The organism is Streptosporangium subroseum (assembly GCF_900188345.1).
In the GTDB taxonomy this organism is placed as follows: domain Bacteria; phylum Actinomycetota; class Actinomycetes; order Streptosporangiales; family Streptosporangiaceae; genus Streptosporangium; species Streptosporangium subroseum.
Genome location: NZ_FZOD01000018.1, coordinates 98,028 through 119,067 on the forward strand (window position 1 = coordinate 98,028; position 21,040 = coordinate 119,067).

A 21,040-nucleotide genomic window follows, 5' to 3' on the forward strand; every position below is an offset into this window, starting at 1 on the left:
GTCGATGCCCGAGGGAAGAGGCTGACTCTACTGTCAGCGAAATGAGACCGACCCCCCAGTCCATCCAGTGCACTGTGACCGAGGCGGTGTTCGGTTGCGCACACGGGCGGGGTGATCGGCCCGCACTGATCGATCTCGGCGCCGGAGTGGTGTACGGCTATCGCCGGCTGGCCGGCGAGGTGACGCGGGGAGCCTCCGGCCTGGTCAGACGGGGGGCGAGGCGGCGCCAGGTGGCGGGAATCCACGTGGACAACGCCGCCGCCCAGACCCTGGCGGTGCACACCGTCATCGCGGCGGGCGGCGTGGCGGCGCCCATCGTCCCCGGGAGCGGGGAGATGGGCGAGCTGCTGGCCGAGTGGGACGCGCGGCTGCTCATCACCACTCCTCGTCTCGCGGAGTCGTCGCTGCAGGCCGCCGAGGACTCCCGGGTCCGGCAGGTGATCGCGTTCGGACAGGCCCGTGACACCGTCGACTTCGCCGACCTGCTGCTGCTCGAATCCGTCCCGCTACCCTTCCTCGACCCGGCCGTTCAGCCCGCCCTGCTGACCGATGACGGGGGCGTGCTCACCCACCAGGACCTGATCATGCGGATGCACGCCCTCGACAGGGTCGCCGCGCTGGAGAAGTCGGACGTTCTCCTGGTGACCTGGCCCCTGGTGTGCAGCCTCGCCATGACGACTCTGATCGGGCTGGCACTGATGCACGGCGCCCTGGTCGTCGTGGCCCCCGGCCTCTCGTCCGCCGAGCTGTCGGCGACCATTCAGGACTTCGGCATCACCGTCATGGCCCTGTCCGACGGCTCCATCCAGCGTGTGTAGGCGCCGGCACACGCGATCTCATGATCGATCACCGTCACGGCTCCATCCAGCGTATAGGCGTCGACACACGCGGTCTCATGGCCGGAGTCCCGAGGGGTCGACCAGGGAGTCACCCAGTGCCGTGCGGTGATACAGGACACCGCGACCGGTGCGGCTCCCGGTGACCAGACCCGCTCTGCGCAGGGCGGTGATGTGGCCGCCCACGGTCCCGAGACCCAGCTCAAGCAGGCTGACGAGCTGCGTGGTGGTCGCTGGGGTCGCCAGCTCCAGCAGGACCAGGGTCCTGGTCCTGCCGATCAGCCCGGCCAGGCCGTCCGGCGTCTCGTGGGGAATCCCGGTGCCCCGGGCCGGATAGCTGATCGCGTACGGCCAGCGGTCCTCCAGGTAGGAGCCCACCCCCGCGGGGAACACGGTCGGCACGAAGAGCAGCCCGCGCCCGTCGAGCCGATGGGTCTCGTCCGGACTCTTCGCACGCACCTCGATGACGCCGTCGGGACGCCACCGGATCCGCGGGTTGAGATCGTCGAGCGCCGCCGCCCAGCCGTAGGTCGCCAGGCGGCCGGCTCGGTGGACCACGTCCCGTTCCAGGATCGCGTGGAAGCGTGGCCACGCGGGGGCGACGATCTCCTCCCACACCGCGCTGAGCGCCTCGGCGAACAGCTCCACGACGTCGGGGGAGAACAGCACGTCCCTGACGGGCTCATTGGGACGCGGCATCCCCTCCAGGTTTTTGGCGATCTCTTCGTGTGCCTGCGCCACCGGGGTGGCGCGCACCACCGCGAGCTCCGTCTCGAACGGGCTGTTCACCCCGGTCGGCGGCGGCGCGGGGAAGTCGGCGTTGTAGTTCCTCTCACGGAACAGCGCCACCATGGCACCCAGCCCCGGGTGCGTGAGCAGTAGCCTCTCGTACGGTCCCCGCATCCGGCCCGCCCACGCCTGCCACTCTCCGGCCTTCTTCTTCCCGGACAGGATCCAGAGCGCGTGCTTGGTCACGATGAGCGGGGAGATGGCGAACCTGCTGGCCATGACGTCCTGCGGAGTGACCTCGATGCGGTAGACCAACTGACGACCTTTCGGATATATCCGAAAGCTTAGCCAGCCGTTCCGGTCACCTCCAGCATCGTGCCCATGACCACACAAGAGCGCGGTGCGACCTACACGGAGGTCTTCGCGAACCGGGAGTTCCGGGTCCTGTTCGGAAGTTTCGCCCTTCTCGTGACCGGTGACCAGGTCAAGATGCTGGCCCTGTCGGCACTGGTCTACGCGCGGACCGGCTCGCCGGGCCTGTCGGCGGCGACCTACACGCTGGGCTTCCTGCCCTACATCGTCGGCGGGACGTTCCTGCTCTCGCTGGCCGACCGGATCCGGCCGCGCATACTGATGATCGTCGGTGAGCTGCTCAGGGTGGTGACCTGCCTGCTGATGGCCTTCGCCGGGCTGCCCGTCTGGGCGCTGCTCGCGCTGGTCCTGGCCACGGGGCTGTTCTCGCCGGTCTTCGGGGCGGCCCGCAGCGCCCTCCTGCCCGATCTGCTGCCGGGTGATGCGTTTGTGCTGGGCAGGTCAGTGCTGTCCCTGATGGCCGCCGGGTCGCAGATCGGCGGGCTGGCCGTGGGCGGCGGCATTCTCGCCGCCACCGGTCCAGCGGGGGCACTGGCCGTCACCGCCGCGCTGTCCGCGGTGGCCGTCGTGGTGCTGCGCTTCGGCCTGCCCGACTTCCCCGCCCGGAACTCGAAGGCCGGCGGCTTCCCCGGCCAGGACGCGAAAGCCGGCGACCTCCCCGTCCGGAACGCGAAGGTCGGCGGCTTCCCCGTCCAGGACGCGGGAGACGGCGGCTTCCCCGTCCAGGGTGCGGGGGACGGCTTTTCCGTCGGAAGCGCGGGGACGGGCGGCTTCCCCGCTCAGGACGTGGAGGGCGGGGATTTTCCAACCGAGGACGCGAGGGGCGGCGCCGTACGGGAGACCCTGAGAGTCAACCGGACCCTGATGATGGACGCGCGGGTGCGCGGCCTGCTCCTCGCACAGTGGCTGCCGATATCGTTCGTGACGGGTGCCGAGGCGATGCTGGTCCCCTATCTGGGAGGCACCGCGGGGATCGCGCTCGCCGCCTCATCCGTGGGCCTGGCGGCCGGAAACCTCGCCGTCGGCCGGTTGGTCTCGCCCGCAGGCAGGGAGCGGCTGGCATTGCCGCTCGCGGTGGCGGCGGGCATTCCCCTGCTCGCGTTTGTCGTCCAACCGGAGTTCTGGGGGGCCGCGCTGCTCATGCTGCTCGCGACGGCGGGGAGTTCCTACGAGCTCGGGTTGCAGCGGAGGTTCGTGGAGGCGGTGGCCGAGCCGTTCAGGGGCCAGGCCTTCGGCCTGTCCTCGGCGGGGATGATGACGGGCCAGGCGCTGGGCGCGGCCCTGGTGGGCGGGGCCGCCGAGCTGACCTCCCCGCACATGGCGATCGTCCTCGCAGGCGTCGCGATCGTCCTCTGCTCCCTCGCCCTGCACAGATCTCTACGGCCGGAGCCCTCCTGACGGGCCCCTCTCTATACGGCCGGGGCTCTCCTGACGGGCCTCCTCGCCTGTCCGACAGCATGCGCGTCATGTGATTCGCCGCGCGCACCGCCGTGCGGGCGATGCCGGTGCGGCCGTCGAGGCTCTCCGGCGGACCGGCAAGGCGGTGTGGCCCTGCCGATGCCGGCGACACCGCCCAGGACGAGAGGGCCTTGCGCGTGCTGAGATCGGCCATGGCAGATCGTGAAAGCGCTGTCAGCCCTGCTTGAGCAGGTGCAGAGACGACAAGGAGCCGCCCAGCTGCATCAGGCGTCCGCCGGTGCGCAGGTCGCCCACGTTGACCGGGGCGAACCCCAGCCCGTCCGCCCACTCCGCGAAGGCGGTCGCCGCGGCGGCGTCGTCACCGGCCAGGAACAGTACCCGGCGGCCCGCCTCGTGCCGGGGGTCGGCCGCGATGTGCTGGGCGTAGAGCGTGTTGAACGCCTTGATCACATGGGCGCCGGGAGCCAGGCCGGCCACGACCTCGCTGCCGGTCCGCTCGCCCAGGTCGGCGACCTCGAACTCGGGCGGTCCGGTGAGGAAGTGGTTGGTGGCGTCGATGAGGATGCGACCGTCCCACGGCGGCAGGCCGGACAGGGCCTGGGGGATGTGCGGCCACGGTACGGCGAGCAGCACGGCGTCGGCCTGGGCCGCCTCGGCGATGGTGCCGGCGGACGCGCCGGGGCCGAGGTCGTGGATGAGCGGCTCAAGCGTCTCGGGCCCGCGACTGTTGCTGAGGGTGACCTTGTGGCCGACGTTGAGCGCGTGCCGGGCGACGGCCTGGGCGATGGCTCCGGCGCCGATGACTCCGAAGGTTTCGATACGCATGAAGAGTGCCTTTCTCTGTCGCGGACGACCCTGGACAGGGTGGTGCCGACTCTCATCCCCTGGAGACTCTCCAGGAAACGATCATCTATCCCCGACTTCGGTCGACGGCGGTAGGCGCGAGGCATGCGTTGCAACCGCTTCCAGCAGCTGACTCTTCGACGGGTTCACCATGGCGTTTCCGGCCACGGTCACGGTCGGCACGGTCTCGTTCCCGCCCGCGACCGAGCGGACGAACGCCGCGGCCTCGGCATCTCTCCAGATGTTCACCTCGACGTACTGCAGGCGCGTGAAGCGCAGACGCGTGCGCAGGCGCATGCAGTACTTACAGCCGGGGCGCCAGTACACGACCACGCCTTCGCGATCCTTCTGCGTGAGGGACGTTCTGGACCGGCCCCTGCGAGGCAGGTTCGCAACGATCATCCATATCGCGTAGAGGACGAGAAAGGAGATCGCGATCGTGGAAAGCACGTCAGAGATCACTTAAGTGACTATATGGGAGAAAATACCCCAAGGTTCTGGGCCACCGGCCGTGGGTGCCTCCCTGTCGGCTCTCCTCGCCGCGTCTTCCCCTGCCACCTGAAGTCCCGAGGTGTGCAACCGTGATCGCCGCGGAGCCGGAGGCCCCGGGACCGCGTGCCGTGCTCACGAGGGCCGGAGCTCTCCCGATCCCCGGGGGATGAGACGGGTCGGCAGCTCGATCCGCTCGGGGGTGCCCAGCTCACCGGCGAGACGGCGGAAGAGCAGTTCGGCCGCGGTGCTGCCGAGTCTCACCGGGTCCTGGGCCACCACGGTCACGCCGGGCACCAGGAGGTCGGCCAGTTCGAAGTCGTCGAAGGCGACCATGGGCAGGCGGTGTCCCGTGCGCAGCACGGCCACGGTGATCCGGCTGTTGCCGGTGAACACCGCCGTGGGCGGGTCGTCGAAGGAGAGCATCCCGGTCAGCGCGGTTCCGGCCTGCTCCGCGGGACCCGTGGCGACCAGGGACTCGTCGTAGGGGAGACCCGCGTCCCGGAGGGCATGGCGGTAGCCGTACAGGCGCTCGGTGGCGGTGAAGATGGACGCGCTGTCGCCGACGTAGGCGATGCGCCGGTGGCCGTGCCGGATCAGGTGGGTCACTCCCGTGCGCGCGCCGCCGGAGTTGTCGGACAGCACGGTGTCCACGTCCAGCCCACCGGGCCGGTCGACGAAGACGGCGGCGATGCCCGCGTCGAGTTCGGGCAGCAGGTATTCGTGGTCGGACCCGGTCGGCACGATGATCAGACCGTCCACCCGCCGGGAGCAGAAGGTCAGGACCAGTCCCCGCTCGCGCTCGGGCTCCTTCCCCGTGGAGCCGCTCAGCACCAGGGAGCCGTTCCGGAGTGCCACGTCCTCGACCGCGCGGCTGATTCCGGAGTAGAACGGGTCGGCCACGTCCTCGATCACCAGGCCGATGCTCGCCGTCCGGCCCTTTCTGAGCACCCGGGCACTCTCGTTGCGCCGGTAGCCGAGCCGTTCGATGGCGGCCACGACCCGCGCGGCCGTGGCGGCGTTGACTCCCGGCTCCTCGTTGACGACCCGGGAGACGGTCTTGAGCGCCACCTCGGCCGCCGCCGCGACGTCCTTCATGGTGGGACGCCCGCGCGCACTGTCTGTCACGGGTCGATCATTTCTCAGTATCGGCTCGTCGACAACGTTGTCATCATCTCGGTGCGTCAACGGGAGAGCGCGGTGCCGGTCGTACCCATCGAATGGAGGTCCGCCTCGACCCGCGCGGCCGCGGCGAGCAGCGGCGGCAGCAGGTCGCGGCGGGCCGACTCGACGGTCGTACGGCTCGCGTGGGAGGAGATGTTCATCGCGGCGGTCACCCGCCCCGAACGCTCCCGCAGGGGCACGGCGATCGAGCGCAGCCCCTCTTCCAGCTCCTGGTCGACCATCGCCCAGCCCTGGGAGCGGATCCTGTCGAGCTCGGTCCGGAGGATGGAGGGCGAGGTGACGGTGTGGGAGGTCAGCCTGCGCAGCTCGGCGTGTTCCAGATAGGCGTCGAGGTCGTCCGGGGGCATCCAGGCCAGCAGCACCCTGCCCATCGAGGTGCAGTGGGCCGGGAAGCGGGTGCCGATGTTGATGGTCACCCGCATGATCCGGCTGGTGGCCACCCGGGCCACGTAGACGACGTCCTCGCCGTCGAGCACGGCCACGGACGCCGACTCGTGCACCTCGGCGACGAGCCGTTCGAGATGCGGCTCGGCGACCTCGGGCAGGGAGAGGCTGGACAGGTAGGCGTAGCCCAGGTCCAGCACGCGCGGGGAGAGCGCGAACAGCCGCCCGTCGGTCCTGACGTAACCGAGGTCGACGAGCGTCAGCAGGAACCGCCGGGCCGCCGCGCGGGTCAGATCGGTCGCGCGGGCGACCTCGCTGAGCGTGAGTTCGGGGCTGGTCGCGCTGAACGCCCTGATGACGGAGAGCCCGCGGGCCAGGGACTGCACGTGGTCGGAGCCACGATCAACCGGTTCGACCATTCCGGTCCTCCTCATTCCGGTCGAACTCTAGCGCCGCCTGCGCCACCGCGAACGCCCGATTGGCCGCCGGCACACCCGCGTAGATCGCGGTCTGCAGCAGCACTTCCTTGATCTCGTCCTCGGTGAGGCCGATGCGGCGCGCCGCCCGCACATGCATGGCCAGCTCGTGTTCGTGCCCGAGCGCGGCCAGCATGGCGAGGGTGATGCAGCTGCGGGTCCGCCGGTCCAGGCCGGGGCGGGTCCAGATCTCTCCCCAGGCGTATTTGGTGATGAACTCCTGGAAGTCCGCGGTGAACGGTGTGGCGCCCGCGGCGGCGCGATCCACGTGCTCATCGCTCAGTACGGCCCGGCGCGTCGCGTCTCCGGCCTTCCACACGTCCATCTTTCAGCTCCTTGTTGCGTTCGGGTGGGCGTCGAGCGCCCGGTCGACGAAGGTCGGGGCGGAGCCGAGGTAGGCCGCCGGGTCCAGGGCGGCGTCGACCTCCTCCGGGGTCAGATCCACGCCGGGGTCCGCGAGCATGGCCTCCCGCAGCGACAGGCCCTCGTCGGCCGCGCGGGCGCAGACGGCGTCCACCAGCCCCCGGGCCTGTGACGTGCCGCCGAGCCGGGCCACGACGTGCTCGGCCATCATCAGCCCTCGCGTCGCGTCGAGGTTGGCACGCATCCGCGAGGCGTCCACGGTCAGGCCCTCCAGCACCTCGCGGAGCCAGGAGGCGGCGCTGCCGGTGAGCCGGAGCAGCTCGCCCAGCGTCTCCCACTCGGCCTGCCAGGGGCCGGCCGCGCGCTCGTGCTCCTGGAGCATGCCGCCGAGCACCGAGGCCACCAGCCCGGGGACGCGCTGGACGCAGGCGAGCACGGACATCGCGCCCACCGGATTGCGCTTGTGCGGCATGGCGCTGGAGTTGCCGCGGCCGGGCGCCGTGGGCTCGGCCGCCTCTCCCACCTCGGTCTGGGTCAGCAGCTTCACATCGGTCGCGATCTTGCCGAGCGTCCCGGAGGCCATGCCGAGGGCGCAGGCCAGCCGGGCCACCGGAGTCCTGTCGGTGTGCCAGGGGATGACCGGGTCGGCCAGGCCGAGCTCGGCCGCGAGGCGGGGGAGCACCTCGTGGCCCCGGTCGCCCAGGACGGACAGGGTGCCCGCCGCTCCGCCGTACTGGACGGGCAGGCGCAACTCCGACAGGCCGGCCCGCGAGTGGTCCAGCGCGCTCATCCAGCCCGCGGCCTTGAGCCCGAAGGTGACGGGTACGGCGTGCTGCAGGACCGTGCGCCCGGCCATGACGGTGCCGCGGTGCTCGCCGGCCAGCCGTGCGCACGCGTCGGCGCAGGCGGACAGGTCGGCCAGGATCGGCACCAGGGCGCGGCAGGCGATCAGCATCGACGCCGTGTCGTTGATGTCCTGACTGGTGGCGCCGTAGTGCACGAACCGCCGAAGCTCGGGCTTGACCCGCTCGCGCAGGGCGGCGACGAGGGGGATCACGGGGTTTCCCGACTGAGCCGCGTCGCCGCCCAGCTCCGCGATGTCGAAGAACTCGGGCTGGCAGGCATCCTCCACCTCGGCGGCCACCTCGGCGGGGACCAGGCCGATCGCCGCCTGGGCGCCTGCCAGCGCGGCCTCGACGTCCAGCATCGCGGCCAGCCACGCCGCGTCCGACACCTCGGGCGCGGCCCCACCCCTGGCGAACGTCCCGGAGAACAGCCCACCGGTCGTCGAAGCGGTCATGCTCACCTCCGAATACTTCGAATAACTCGCATTTTCCAAGGTGCCCGAGGCCCCGAAGACGTCTGAGCCGTCCGAGGCATCGGCAATGCCGGGGACCTCCAAAACACCGGGGGCGCCTTGGACGCCGGAGCCATCCGGATGCCCTGACGACAGACTGTCACGCGGTCAGGATCCGGTTCCCTCAAGGACGACGGCGAGTCCCTGGCCCACCCCGATGCAGATGGCGGCCAGGCCGTACCCGCCGCCTCTGCGGCGCAGCTCGTGGGCGAGGGTGCCCAGGATGCGCGCGCCCGAGGAGCCGAGCGGATGGCCGAGGGCGATCGCGCCGCCGTTGACGTTGACGATCTCGGGATCGAGGTCGGGCCACTCGGCGAGGCAGGCCAGGGACTGGGCGGCGAAGGCCTCGTTGAGCTCGACCGCGCTCAGGTCGGACCAGGTGATGCCCGCGCGCTTGAGCGCCGTGCGGGCGGCTTCGACCGGTCCGATGCCGAACAGCTGCGGCTCGATACCGACCACCGCGCGGGCCACGATCCTGGCCAGAGGAGCGTGGCCGGACCGGGCGGCCCCCGCCTCGTCGCCGATGAGCAGGGCACTGGCGCCGTCGTTGAGCGGGGAGGAGTTGCCCGCCGTGACGGTGCCACCGGAACGGAAGACCGGCTTCAGCTTGGCGAGGGACTCCGCGCTGGAGTCGGCCCTGACGGACTCGTCGTGGTCGAGGGCATCGAGCGGGACCACCTCGTCGCCGAAGACGCCGCGCTCCCAGGCCGCGGCCGCGAGCCGATGGCTGCGCAGGGCGAACCGGTCCTGGGCCTCGCGGCTGATCTCGTAGCGCTCGGCCAGGATCTCCGCGCACTCGCCCAGGGGGATCGTCCACTCGGCGGGCATCCGGGGGTTGACCATGCGCCAGCCGAGGGACGTGTCGTGCAGGGTCTGCGGTCCCCGCTCGAAGGCCCGGCCCGGTTTGGGCATCACCCAGGGCGCCCGGCTCATCGACTCCGAACCGCCGGCGATCACCAGGGACGCGTCTCCCACGGCCACGGCGCGCGAGGCGGCGATCGCCGCCTCCAGGCCGGAACCGCACAGCCGGTTGACGGTCGTGCCCGGCACCGTCACCGGCAGCCCGGCGAGCAGGACGGCCATCCGCGCGACGTCGCGGTTGTCCTCGCCCGCGCCGTTGGCCGCGCCGAAGAACACGTCCTCGATCGCGGCGGGGTCGAGATCGGGGGAGCGGTCCGCCAGCGCGCGGACCACGTGCGCGGCCAGGTCGTCGGGGCGGACGCCCGACAGCGCCCCGCCGTACCGGCCGATGGGCGTGCGGACCGCGTCGAGGACAAAAACGTCGTTCATGATCTGAAACTCCTGTCCGACGGGTGCCGGTGTCTGGCGAACCTCGTGACCGGGAGAGAAGCCGCGAGAAAGACGGGACGCCATCTCACGGTCGCCCCGGGAAGAGGCCGTCTCACGGTCGCTTCGGGATGAGGCCGTTCCATGGTCGCCTCGGGGTGGGGCCGCACGATGGCTTCTGAGCGAGGCCGTTTCATGGTCACCTCCCGGTGAGCCTGCGCAGGGCGGCGAGCTCGTCGGGGGTCGGAGGCTCGGTCTCGCGCAGGTCGGGGGCGGCGGCCAGTTCCCAGCCGGTGGCGGCGCGGGCCTGGTCGAGGGTGACGCCGGGGTGCAGATGGGTGAGGACCAGCTCGCAGCCGACCGGGTCGGGCTCCAGGATCCCCAGGTCGGTGATGACCGTACGGGGACCGCTGCCCCGCAGGCCGAGGCGTTCCCTGTCGCCCGGTCCGGAACCGAAGCCGACCGAGGTGACGAAGTCCACGCGCTCGACGAACGCGCGGCGGCTCTGCCGTACGATCACCGTCACCTCGCGGCAGGAGGCGGCGATCTCGGGAGCCCCGCCCGCGCCGGGAAGGCGCACCTTCGGGTCGTCGTACGGGCCGATCACGGTCGTGTTGATGTTGCCGAACCGGTCGATCTGGGCGGCGCCGAGGAAGCCGACGTCGATGCGGCCCGGCTGGAGCCAGTAGTTGAAGATCTCCGGCACGCTGACGACGGCGTCGGCGGTCTCGGCCAGCACGCCGTCCCCGATCGACAGGGGCGGCAGGTCGGGCTTGGCGCCGATGGTCCCGGACTCGTAGATGAGGACGAGATCGGGGGCGTTTGTACGGCGGGCGAGGTTGGCCGCCGTGCTGGGCAGGCCGATGCCGACAAAACACGACTGGCCGTCGCGCAGCCGCCTGGCCGCTGCCACCGTCATCATCTCGTCGGAGGTGTAGTCGGTGCCGAGGTCGGTCGTCACAGAACGTGCTCCTTCATCCAGGCCACGAAGGTCTCGCGGTCGCGGCCGATCTCGTCCCAGGCGAGATAGAAGTCGTTGTCACGCGTGGAGTAACCGGCGCTGTAGGAGGGATGGGAACCTCCGGGGGCCTCGGACACGTGCGTGATCGCCCAGCCGGGCAGCACGATCGCGCCGGGGCGGGGCTCCAGTTCGTCGACCAGCTCCTCCACGGTGACCAGCGAGCGCCGGGCCGCCAGAACGGCCTCCTTCTGCACGCCGGTGATCCCCCAGAGCTGCACGTTGCCCCGCCGGTCGGCGCGTTGCGCGTGTACGACGGCGACGTCGGGGTTGATCGCGGGGACGGCGGTGAGCTCCTCACCGGTGAACGGGCAGGTGATCGGCTTGATGGTGGCGGTGTGCGCGGGCAGGTCGGTGCCCCGGTAACCGCGCAGCACCGCGAAGGGCAGTCCCGAGGCTCCGGCGACGTAGGCGTTGGCGATGCCCGCGTGGCTGTGCTCCTCGATCTCCAGCGGAGCGGGCCAGCGGTTCTGCACCGCGTCACGGAAGCGGTGCAGCGAGCCCACCCCGGGGTTTCCGCCCCAGGAGAAGACCAGTTTCCGGGCGCAGCCCATTCCGATCATCTGGTCGTAGAGCAGGTCCGGGGTCATCCTGATCAGGGTGAGGTCGCGGCGTCCCTGCCGGATGATCTCGTGTCCGGCCGCGTACGGGATCAGGTGGGTGAAACCCTCCATCGCCACGCTTTCACCGTCGTGCACGAGCTCGGCCACCGCTTCGGCGAGTGGAACCACCGTGGCCATCGGGCTCCCTTCACATGTGTTCGTTATGCGAACGAAAGTTCTTTGAACGAACATACTTACTCATCGTCCGGGCGGTCAACTTTCCGATCATGGTTCCTTGACATACCCGATATTCGCGGCGTAACTTCCGCGTTACATGTCGTTCGTTCGAAGAACCATTGTGCGTATGACGAACGCAACTCCCTAACGTCTCCCCCGGGAGGTTCTGTGCGTCGTCCCATAGCCGCCCCACCGAGTGGCGGGGAGGGGCGCGCTGATATCGCGGGTGACACGGATGGCGCCGATGCCGCAGGTGTCATAGATGGCACGGATGACACCGTGCTCGCCACGCCGCCCCGGATCGTCCGGCCCACCGCCGTGGCGCTCGTCGCCGATGACCCGGCCGAGGTTCACCGCAGCCCCGCCGACCTGGCCTTCATGGCTTCCCCCGCCGCCTGCGCCCGCCTCGCCGTCACGCTGCCCACCCGTTCCACCGCCGTGCCGCGCCTGCCCGGCGCGACGGGTGGAGGCCTACCCCGAACTGGTCGACGTGCTCGACGAGGTGATCCCGGGGCTCGCGGAGCGAGGTGAGCCCCTGCTGCTCGACGTGGCGGTCGTTCCCGACACGGATTTTCAACCCTGACAGATTGAGAGAAGGAACCGTTATGACGCTCATGGATGCCAAGACATGGACCGGACAGGTCTTCGGCGACGGCTGGAACACCTCGCGGGCCGGTGACGCGGCCGTCGTCGAGCCGGCCACCGGCGCGGAACTCGGCCGGGTCGGCATCGCCGGGCCCGAGGACGTGGCGTCGGCGGCGGTGCGGGCCGTACGGGCACAGCGAGAGTGGGCGGCGGCCTCGTTCGAGGACCGGGCGGCCGTGCTCCGGCGGGCGGGGAGGCTGTTCGAGGAGCACGCGGCGGAGATCGACGACTGGGTGGTCCGTGAGACCGGGGCGGTCCGTCCCAAGGCGGAGCTCGAGACGCATATCGCCGCCCAGGAGTGCTACGAGGCCGCGGCGCTGGCCTCCCAGCCGCTGGGAGAGATCCTGCCGACTTCCAAGAAGCGGCTCAGCCTGGCACGTCGCGTCCCGGTGGGGGTCGTCGGGGTGATCGCTCCGTTCAACTTCCCGCTGATTCTCGCGATCCGCTCGGTCGCCCCGGCGCTCGCCGTGGGCAACGCGGTGATCCTCAAGCCCGACCCGCGCACCGCCGTCTCCGGCGGCGTCGCGATCGCCCGCGTCTTCGAGGAGGCGGGGCTGCCTCCGGGCCTGCTGCACGTGCTCCCCGGCGGAGCCGAGACCGGGCAGGCACTGGTCGGCGACCCGCTGGTACGGGTGATCTCCTTCACCGGCTCGACCGCCGCCGGCCGGGCGGTGGGAGAGGCGTGCGGGCGCCTGCTCAAGCGGGCGCACCTGGAGCTCGGCGGCAACAGCGCGCTGATCGTACTGGACGACGCCGACCTGGATCTCGCGGTCTCGGCGGGAGCCTGGGGCTCGTTCCTGCACCAGGGGCAGATCTGCATGACGACGGGCCGGCACCTGGTGCACGCCTCGATCGCGGAGGAGTATGTCGCCAGGCTCGCCGAGAAGGCCGACCACCTGCCGGTCGGCGACCCGATGGGTGGGCAGGTCGCGCTCGGCCCCCTGATCGACGCCGGTCAGCGGGACAAGGTCCACGGCCTCGTCACCGCGAGCGTCGAAGCCGGGGCGCGGCTCGCCGCGGGCGGCACCTACGAGGGGTTGTTCTACCGGCCCACGGTGCTGGCCGACCTTCCCGCGGGCGCTCCCGCCTACACCCAGGAGGTGTTCGGCCCGGTGGCCCCGGTCATGCCGTTCTCCACGGTCGAGGAGGCCGCCGCGCTGGCGTCCGACAGCGAGTACGGACTGTCCCTGGGCATCCTCACCCGTGACGTGATGAAGGGTCTCGCGCTGGCCGACCTCATCCCGACCGGGATCGTCCACATCAACGACCAAACCGTGGACGACGAGGCGACGGCCCCGTTCGGCGGGGTGGGCGCGTCGGGCACCGGCTCTCGTTTCGGCGGGGGCGGGGCCAACATCGAGGCCTTCACCGAGACCCAGTGGGTGACGATGCAGGGAGACATCGCGAGATACCCCTTCTGACCCTCTTATGGAGGTACTGAGCGGTTTCGGGGGTGTGGGAAGGTTGGGCAATGTCTGAGCGAAGAGTCAGTTTGTCGCGGGTTCTGTTGATCGTGGGATTCGTGCTCGCATCGCTCAACCTGAGACCGGCGCTGGCCGGGATGTCGCCGGTGCTCGACGAGGTCATGGGCGACCTCGGGCTGAGCGCGGCCGGGGGCGGGGCGATCACCACGGTCATGGTGATCTGCCTGGGCGTGCTGGGCCCGCTCGCTCCGCTCCTGGCCCGCCGGTTCGGCCTTGACCGCACGGTCATGGCCGGACTGCTGATCCTGGCCACCGGGGTGGTGCTGCGCAGCACGGGCAGCGTCCCCGCGCTCTACGTGGGCGCGGCCGTCGCCGGTACGGCGATCGGCATCATGAACGTGGCGATGCCCGGCGTCGTCAAGCAGCACTTCCCCTCCCGGATCGGCCTGTTCACCTCGGTCTACGTCTCGGGCCTCGTGCTCGGCGCCGCCACCATGTCCGGACTGGTGGTGCCGCTGGAGCATGCCACCGGTTACGGCTGGCGCGAGGTGACGGCGATGGCCGCGATCCCGGCCGTCGTGGCGATGGTGCTCTGGCTGCCGCAGGCGCTGCGACGCCCCGTGGCGCAGAGCGCGGTGCCCAGGCCGTTCCGCGTGATGCTGCGCAGCCGGGTGACCTGGTTCGTGACCGCCTACATGGGCCTGCAGTCGCTGACCTTCTACATCATGCTGGCCTGGGTGCCGACGATCTTCCAGGACGCCGGGCTCCCCGCCGACCAGGCGGGGTACATGCTCGGGCTGACGCACCTGGCACAGATGGCCGCCACGCTCACGGTCCCGCTCTTCGCGGGAAGAGCCCGGTCTCAGGTGCCGTACATGACGGTCGCGAGTCTGCTCACCATCGCCGGATACGTCGGCATCCTGCTCGCCCCCGCGGCCTCCCCCTCCCTGTGGATGATCATCCTTGGCCTGGGACAGGGCGGCTCGGTCGCGCTGGCCCTGCTGATCGTCGCGCTCCGCGCGCCCGATCCCGCCTCGGTCACCGCGTTGTCGGCCGTCGCCCAGTCCGTCGGATACACGCTGGCGGCGCTGGGGCCGCTGGTGATCGGCGCGCTCTACCAGAGCTCGGGCGGCTGGACGCTTCCGCTGCTGGTCGGGCTGGGGGTGTGCGTGCTCCAGCTGCCCGCCGGGTTCCTGGCCGGGCGCCCGACGCCTCCCGCGGAGAAGGAGGAGAAGGTCAGCCCGGTGGCGGACCCGCTGCCTCTGGGATGACACCGCCTGTCATCCGATATGGCTAAAGATCAGCATCGGCCTCGCCTCATCGCTATGATCATTTTTTGCTGGTAGATATTACGATTTTTGGTCTTATCGACCAGTAACGATCACGTAGCACCCTCTCCAGAAGGGAATGCATGCGAGGCGGGTCCAGGCGAATCCCTCCATTGACCGGCGATGCGGCATCTGCCCCGCCGGCGGCGGCCGGAGCCATTCACGCGTGTTCCTGATCTACCGCTGCCCCCTCGCACGCGGCACGTGACTGTGAAAGGAACACATGAAGAGGCGGTTATTCACCGTTGTTCTCACGGCGCTCGCGCTGACGATCCCGCTCTCCCAGCCGGTCCTCGCAGAGCCGACTGTCGAGCAGGCCGCGGCCTCGCAAGCGCGCTCCTCCGCGCCGATCCAGTGGGCGGAGTGCGGCACCACCTACAAGGGCGAGTGCGCGACCCTGAAGGTGCCGATCGACTGGAAGAAGCCGGGCGGGCCGACCCTCGACCTGGCGATCGGCCGGCTCAAGGCACTGGACCCGGCCAAGCGGATCGGCGTGCTGGTCGTCCACCCGGGCGGCCCCGGCGGCTCGGGGATCAGTCCGTTCATCCTCAACGGGGCCATCCCGGAGAGCGATCCGATCCGGCAGTACTTCGACCTCGTCAGCCTCGATCCGCGCGGCGTCGGCCGCAGCACGCAGGCGGTGTGCAGCGAGGACCTGGTCAACCGCACGCCGACCACCTATCCGGCCGACGAGGCCGAATACCGGGCGCTCCTGCGGTTCAACGCGGACCTGTCGAAGGACTGCCGCGAGCAGACCGGCCCGCTGTTCGACCACGTGGACACCACCAGCGCGGCCCGCGACATCGACGCGATCCGGGTGGCACTCGGCGAGCGCAAGATCAGCTTCTTCGCGATCTCCTACGGCACGCAGGTCGGCCAGCAGTACGCCGAGCTGTTCCCGGGGAACCTCCGTGCGATGGCGATCGACTCCAACATGGACCACAGCATCACCTCCGCGTGGCAGTACCTGAAGACCACGACGGAGGACTTCGAGGGCAGCTTCCTCGAATTCGCCAGGTGGTGCGGTGAGACCGAGGCCTGCGCGCTGCACGGCCGGAACGTCGTCGACGTGTGGGACGGGCTGCACGCGAAGGCGACGGCCGGGGACCTGACGGACTCCGACGGCACCCCGATCTCCGCCGAGGAGCTGCGGCTGGAGCTGTTCGACTACATGTACGACCCGAGCACCTGGTTCGACGCCGCCGGCTGGCTGAAGGCTCTCGCCGACGGCTCGACCTCGGCGAGGGCGGCCATCACCAAGGCGGAGGTGGTCGGCAACCCCTACCCCGCCATCTGGTGCTCCGACTGGACGTGGGACGTCAGGAGCTTCTCCCAGCTCGACCAGTACAGGCGGCAGCTCGAAAAGGTCGCCCCGCACACGAAGCTCTCGCCGTTCTGGTCCGACGTGACGAGCTGCCTCAACTGGCAGGGCCCCGTGTCCAACCCGCAGCACCGGCTCACTATCAGCGGCAACCCGCCCGTTCTGGTGGTCACGGCCCGCCATGACGTCGGCACCCCGGCGGCGTGGAACCACGAGGCCGCGCGGCAGATCCCGCGATCGGTGGTGCTCGAGTACGAGGGTGTCGGGCACGGCCAGTTCCGCAACAGCGTCTGCGCGCACGACAAGATCGCGACCTACCTGATCGAGCTCAGGACACCACCGCGCGGCACCCGCTGCGCCCCCGAATACCTGACCCAGCCGCCCGCCGCGACGGACTTGGCGAGGAAGCAGCCGCTCACCCGGACCGGCCGCCCCGTTCACGCCAGCTGACCTGCACGACCTCGCACCTCCCCGGCAGCGCCCGCACCCCGCGGGCGCTGCCCCTCTTTTGCGCGGGGCCCTCGGGTCAATGCCTCGGACACCTGGGCGTGCGGTGCCCGTTGCGTGCCGGGCACCTGACGGTTACCTATGACTTCTACGGTTCTTGACATGATCCGTAAGCTCCTGAGCGTGACGCTGGCCGTTCTCGCGACCGGCACCGTCGCCGTTGTGCTGCAGCAACCCGAACCCGCGACGGCCGACCGCCGCGGTTCCGCCCCCATCGTCGTCGGTCACCGGGGCGCCAGCGCCCACCGGCCCGAGCACACGCTGCTCTCCTACGAGACGGCGATCGCGCTCGGTGCCGACTACATCGAGCCCGACCTGGTCTCGACCAAGGACCGCGTGCTGGTCGCCCGGCACGAGAACGAGATCTCCGGCACCACCGACGTCGAGAACCACCCCGAGTTCGCGGCCCGCCGTACGACCAAGACCATCGACGGCCTCGCGATCACCGGCTGGTTCACCGAGGACTTCACCCTCGCCGAGCTGCGGACGCTCAGGGCCGAGGAGCGCATCCCTGACCTGCGTCCTGACAACACCGCCTTCAACGGCCTCGCCCAGATCCCGACCTTCGACGAGGTCGTCAAGCTCGCCCGGCGGAGCGGTGTCGGCGTCTACCCCGAGACCAAGCACCCGAGCTACTTCGACTCCATCGGGCTCTCCCTGGAGGAGCCCCTGCTGGAGGTGCTCCGCAAGAACGGCTGGAGCGGACGGAACGACCCGGTCTTCATCCAGTCGTTCGAGAGCGGCAACCTGCGCGAGCTCAGCAAGAAGACCCGCCTGCCGCTGATGCAGCTGATCAACGCCACCGGCGCGCCGTACGACTGGGCGGCGGCCGGAGACCCGCGCACCTACGACACGATGGTCACCCGCGAGGGGCTGCGCGATGTGGCGAGCTACGCGTACGGCGTCGGCGTCGACACCAAGCGGATCGTCCCCCTCGGCCCCGACGGCCGCACGGTGGCCCCCACCACGCTCATCCAGGACGCCCACCGGGCCGGCCTGAAGGTTCACACCTGGACCGTCAGGAACGAGAACTCCCAGCTCCCGGTGGACTTCCGGCTCGGAAACACGGCCAATCCCGCCTTCCCGCGTGCCACGGGCAACGTGATGGGCTGGCTGGAGAAGCTCTACGGGCTCGGCCTGGACGGCGTCTTCGCCGACGACCCGGGCATGGCCAACGCGGTCAGGGAGCGCGTGTTCACGTAGGGACGTCCCGGCCGGAAGGTCAAGTGCGCGAAGGGGGCGCCCGCCGTGGTGCGGCGGGCGCCCCCTGGGCGGTCAACCCTGTCGACCGGACCAAACGGTATGGCTCCCGCCTGTGGCGGGAGCCATACGCGACGGAGACGGAGACCGGCCCGATCGCTGTCAGGCGACCTCTTCCATCTCCGCGAGCTCGTCCACGGGACGGAGTTCGTCGGCGTAGCTGACCGAGATGCGGCGCATCACGCCGGTGTCGCTGATCGAGTACTGGCCGAGACGCCACAGTGGCGGTGAGTAGGCGTGGATCGAGACGCTGCCGTGCTCGACGCCGCTCAGCCGGTGAATGTGGTCGGGGCCGAAGGAGAAGGACTCATCCTTCGTGATCACGGACTCCAGGTGCTCGCCGCCGATGCGCGGGTTGCACTCCAGCAGTGTTCCGGCCACCACCCGGACCGCGCCGGAGGAGATGTCGTGGTCGTGCCAGCCGGTGTCGTCCTCGGGCCGCCAGCACAGGAGCCAGACGTCGACGTAGGAGTCCCGGTAGAGGGAGGCGTAGTGGCGGTCCCCGTCTTCGGGGAAGTCCACCTGGTCCGCCCAGCGGGACGGGTCGGCGGCCAGGTCGTTGACCAGGTCGAGCAGCTCACGCCGGTCGAGGGCGCGGGCGGGCAGGGTCTCGTAACTCATGAAATCTCCCAACCGGCGGGCTGGGAGCCCGCGTTCGCCCGCGCGGTGAGCGCGGTAAGCGGCTTGTCTCGTTCGCTCGTAGGCCGGCCTCCCGGAGGCGCACAGCTCTCGCGGCCCTTGGACTGGTTCACTTTCGCGACTCCTTTCGGTTCAGCAGACGGCTGGGATTGGTGACCGCGACGGCGTGCCAGGCGGCGTCGCCGAGCGCGGGGTCCGGAGCGGTGGCATAGGGCAGGTCGGAACCGCTGACCACGACGTCGATGCCGAGCTCGCGGACGATCGTGTCGATGGCGCGGGGACCGTAGGAGGAGGTCTCCAGGAACATGCCGGGGTCCACCGGCCCCCGGCTGTCGCCGCCCCGGTTCTTCAGGCGCTCGGAGTGGAGCGGGGCCAGCCCGGCCAGCAGCGAGAAGCAGACCCTGAGCTCGGGGTGGCGGGCGCGGCCGAAGGCGGCGAAGGCGAACCAGGAGGCGTGCATCTGCTGCACGTACGGCACGACGGCGGGCCACCAGCCGGGCCCCTCCGGGTCGGTGGCCGGGCCGGGGTGCACAAAGAGCGGCAGGTCGCGTTCGGTGAGTACGTCGAGCAACGGGGCGATTCGCGCGAGGTCCTCCGCGTTGCGCAGAGCCGTCGCGGGGAGCTGGAGCCCGGCGAATCCCTCTCCGGGGCCTCGGTCGGGATCTCCCTGCCCGGAGCTTCGGCCGAGATCGCGCGCGGCTCCCGGTCCGGGCTCCTGCCACGTCTCCTGGCCGGGGTCGTTCCCGGCTCCCCGCGCGACTCCCTCGTCGAGGGTCTTGGCGAGCCTGCCCGGGTCGATGACGCTGAGGCAGGTCGCCGCCCAGGCGCCGAACGGCGCGGGCAGGGCGCGGGCGTCCTCGTGGTAGGCGTCGATGATCGGCCAGGCGTCCTCGGGCGGCAGCGACTCGATGCCGAGCGGGCTGGACAGCGACACCAGGGCCAGATCGAGCCCCTCGTTCAGCGCGAGCCGCCCGGTGAGGTCGTGGTCGCCGGGATTCACCTCGTAGGGAGGCTCGCCGTCCAGATGGAGGGTCCAGCCGTCGAGACGGGGCGAGGCCGTGCGCCGCCGCAGCGCGTCCACGAATGCGGGCGCCCACAGATGCTGGTGCACATCGATGGCCATCTTCCGTCTCTCCCTTCTCGGCATTCCTGTCCGATCTCCTTCGGTGTATTTCCTACCTAGAATATAGGTAAAACCCCTGACCATGTAACACATACGAGTGACACGGTTCAGTGAACCGTTTCAGTGAACCGCTTCACGTTAGATGTGTCAATGCGTCTTATTCCGTTGATCAGGTGGAGATCACACTCTTGACAGACCGGAGCCATAGGCTGGATGGATGCCTCAGCCCAGGAAACGAGCGACGATTCGTGAGGTGGCGAAGGCCACCGGTCTCTCTCCGGCAGCGGTCTCGTACGCTCTGCGCGGCCTGCAGGTGTCCGAGGAGACCATCGAACGCGTGCGCCAGGCCGCCGACGAGCTCGGTTACGAGGCCGATCCCATCGCCCGCGCGCTGGCCAGCGGCCGGACCGGCATGATCGGCCTTCTCTGCGGCTCCCTCGAAGATCTCTGGCAGCAGGCCCTGGGCGTCGGCATCGGACGGGCGCTCAAGGACAACGACCGCTACGCGCTGATCCTGGACGCCGCCGGTGACCCGGTCCGGGAGCACACGATGGCCCGCCAGCTCCGTGACCAGCGGGTGGACGCGCTGATCGTGCAGCCGGTGAACCCGGCGGCGCCGTTCTGGGCCGAGCTGTGCGAGAGCCTGCCGGTGGTGTCGATCGGCGACGGGCTGGCCGGGGCGCGCACGGCGGGAGAGGTCGTCTTCGACAACCGGTCCGGCGTGACCCTGGCGCTGGAGCACCTGCGCGACCGGGGGCACCGGCGTCTCGTCCTACTCACCTCGACCATGGCCAGCACTCCCGACCGGCCCGCGGACGTGCACGTCCTCGCCGAGGGCGGGCGGCTGGGGCTGGACATCGAGGTGGTCACCGCTCCCCAGGCGCTGACGGCCGCCACGGAGGTCGCCCGCCGGATGCTCGGCGACGGGCACCGGGCCTTCTTCTGCTTCAGCGACTCGATCGCCTACGGGGTGTACGCGGCGGCGGACGAGCAGGGCCTCCGGATCCCCGCCGACGTGTCCGTGATGGGCTACGACAACCATCCCATGTCGGGTCTGCTCACCCCCGGGCTCACCACGGTCGACTGGGACATCGACGGCATCGTCCGCGCCGCCGTCCGTATGGTCGTGGCCGCGGCCGACGGCAACACCCGCCGCCGCCGTATCGTCCAGGCCCCGCAGCTCCGCGCGCGCGGTTCGGTCGGCTGATCCGGCCGTGATCTCCACGGCCTCCACCCGGGGGCGCGGCGGGCGATGG

At 70.5% G+C, this 21,040-nt stretch carries 19 protein-coding genes; 7 read left to right on the forward strand and 12 right to left on the reverse strand.

Translation table 11 applies throughout. From position 1 onward, the window contains the following. Positions 1–41 precede the first annotated feature (41 nt). Complete coding sequence (locus tag CHC08_RS19725) at positions 42–818, forward strand: AMP-binding protein (protein ID WP_089208797.1); 777 nt, start codon at positions 42–44, stop codon at positions 816–818. Positions 819–893: 75 nt separating this feature from the next. On the opposite strand, the gene CHC08_RS19730 is transcribed toward CHC08_RS19725, so the two are convergent. Further along, positions 894–1,880 (reverse strand): ArsR/SmtB family transcription factor, encoded by a 987-nt coding sequence (locus CHC08_RS19730; protein ID WP_089208798.1) that lies wholly within the window; start codon positions 1,878–1,880, stop codon positions 894–896. A gap of 66 nt (positions 1,881–1,946) precedes the next feature. On the opposite strand from CHC08_RS19730, the gene CHC08_RS19735 reads away from it, so the two are divergent. Further along, entirely contained in the window at positions 1,947–3,335 is a 1,389-nt protein-coding gene (locus CHC08_RS19735) for an MFS transporter (protein ID WP_089208799.1), read from the forward strand. A gap of 234 nt (positions 3,336–3,569) precedes the next feature. On the opposite strand, the gene CHC08_RS19740 is transcribed toward CHC08_RS19735, so the two are convergent. From CHC08_RS19740 to CHC08_RS19780, 9 genes are all read right to left on the reverse strand, one after another. Further along, the gene (locus CHC08_RS19740; RefSeq protein WP_089208800.1) at positions 3,570–4,181 is read right to left on the reverse strand and encodes an NADPH-dependent F420 reductase; all 612 of its coding nucleotides are present in this window, start codon (positions 4,179–4,181) and stop codon (positions 3,570–3,572) included. A gap of 81 nt (positions 4,182–4,262) precedes the next feature. Further along, positions 4,263–4,661 carry a glutaredoxin domain-containing protein gene (locus CHC08_RS19745; RefSeq protein ID WP_245878424.1) on the reverse strand — a complete coding sequence of 133 codons (399 nt, stop codon included), beginning with the start codon at positions 4,659–4,661 and terminating at the stop codon, positions 4,263–4,265. Between the two features lie 162 nt (positions 4,662–4,823). Continuing rightward, positions 4,824–5,816 (reverse strand): LacI family DNA-binding transcriptional regulator, encoded by a 993-nt coding sequence (locus CHC08_RS19750; protein ID WP_245878425.1) that lies wholly within the window; start codon positions 5,814–5,816, stop codon positions 4,824–4,826. Positions 5,817–5,872: 56 nt separating this feature from the next. Then, positions 5,873–6,676 (reverse strand): IclR family transcriptional regulator domain-containing protein, encoded by an 804-nt coding sequence (locus CHC08_RS19755; RefSeq protein WP_089208802.1) that lies wholly within the window; start codon positions 6,674–6,676, stop codon positions 5,873–5,875. Beyond that, positions 6,660–7,058, reverse strand: a complete 399-nt coding sequence (pcaC, locus tag CHC08_RS19760; protein WP_089208803.1) for a 4-carboxymuconolactone decarboxylase — start codon at positions 7,056–7,058, stop codon at positions 6,660–6,662. Before pcaC ends, CHC08_RS19755 begins: the two co-directional genes overlap by 17 nt. Before the next feature lie 3 nt (positions 7,059–7,061). Further along, positions 7,062–8,396 carry a 3-carboxy-cis,cis-muconate cycloisomerase gene (gene pcaB / locus CHC08_RS19765; RefSeq protein WP_089208804.1) on the reverse strand — a complete coding sequence of 445 codons (1,335 nt, stop codon included), beginning with the start codon at positions 8,394–8,396 and terminating at the stop codon, positions 7,062–7,064. A gap of 165 nt (positions 8,397–8,561) precedes the next feature. Next, a complete protein-coding gene (locus tag CHC08_RS19770; protein ID WP_089208805.1) occupies positions 8,562–9,743 on the reverse strand; it encodes a thiolase family protein in 1,182 nt (393 codons plus the stop codon). 196 nt (positions 9,744–9,939) lie between these two features. Then, entirely contained in the window at positions 9,940–10,662 is a 723-nt protein-coding gene (locus CHC08_RS19775; RefSeq protein ID WP_089208856.1) for a CoA-transferase subunit beta, read from the reverse strand. 35 nt (positions 10,663–10,697) lie between these two features. Then, positions 10,698–11,498, reverse strand: a complete 801-nt coding sequence (locus CHC08_RS19780) for a CoA transferase subunit A (RefSeq protein ID WP_089208806.1) — start codon at positions 11,496–11,498, stop codon at positions 10,698–10,700. 644 nt (positions 11,499–12,142) lie between these two features. Between CHC08_RS19780 and CHC08_RS19785 the strand changes: the two genes are divergently transcribed. From CHC08_RS19785 to CHC08_RS19800, 4 genes are all read left to right on the forward strand, one after another. Continuing rightward, on the forward strand, positions 12,143–13,603 hold the full coding sequence (locus CHC08_RS19785) for a benzaldehyde dehydrogenase (protein ID WP_089208807.1): 1,461 nt from the start codon (positions 12,143–12,145) through the stop codon (positions 13,601–13,603). Between the two features lie 50 nt (positions 13,604–13,653). Then, positions 13,654–14,877, forward strand: a complete 1,224-nt coding sequence (locus tag CHC08_RS19790; RefSeq protein ID WP_089208808.1) for a CynX/NimT family MFS transporter — start codon at positions 13,654–13,656, stop codon at positions 14,875–14,877. A 280-nt stretch (positions 14,878–15,157) separates the two neighbouring features. Beyond that, complete coding sequence (locus CHC08_RS19795; RefSeq protein ID WP_089208809.1) at positions 15,158–16,705, forward strand: alpha/beta hydrolase; 1,548 nt, start codon at positions 15,158–15,160, stop codon at positions 16,703–16,705. A 159-nt stretch (positions 16,706–16,864) separates the two neighbouring features. Further along, positions 16,865–17,965: a glycerophosphodiester phosphodiesterase gene (locus tag CHC08_RS19800; protein WP_089208810.1), complete on the forward strand. Its 1,101-nt coding sequence runs from the start codon at positions 16,865–16,867 to the stop codon at positions 17,963–17,965. Between the two features lie 159 nt (positions 17,966–18,124). Here CHC08_RS19800 and CHC08_RS19805 read toward each other — a convergent pair whose 3' ends face one another. Together CHC08_RS19805 and CHC08_RS19810 are read right to left on the reverse strand one after the other, a co-directional pair. Further along, positions 18,125–18,643, reverse strand: a complete 519-nt coding sequence (locus CHC08_RS19805; protein ID WP_089208811.1) for a cysteine dioxygenase — start codon at positions 18,641–18,643, stop codon at positions 18,125–18,127. Between the two features lie 127 nt (positions 18,644–18,770). Beyond that, entirely contained in the window at positions 18,771–19,784 is a 1,014-nt protein-coding gene (locus CHC08_RS19810) for an amidohydrolase family protein (protein WP_089208812.1), read from the reverse strand. A 253-nt stretch (positions 19,785–20,037) separates the two neighbouring features. Between CHC08_RS19810 and CHC08_RS19815 the strand changes: the two genes are divergently transcribed. Beyond that, a complete protein-coding gene (locus tag CHC08_RS19815) occupies positions 20,038–20,991 on the forward strand; it encodes a LacI family DNA-binding transcriptional regulator (RefSeq protein WP_245878426.1) in 954 nt (317 codons plus the stop codon). Positions 20,992–21,040 lie beyond the last annotated feature (49 nt).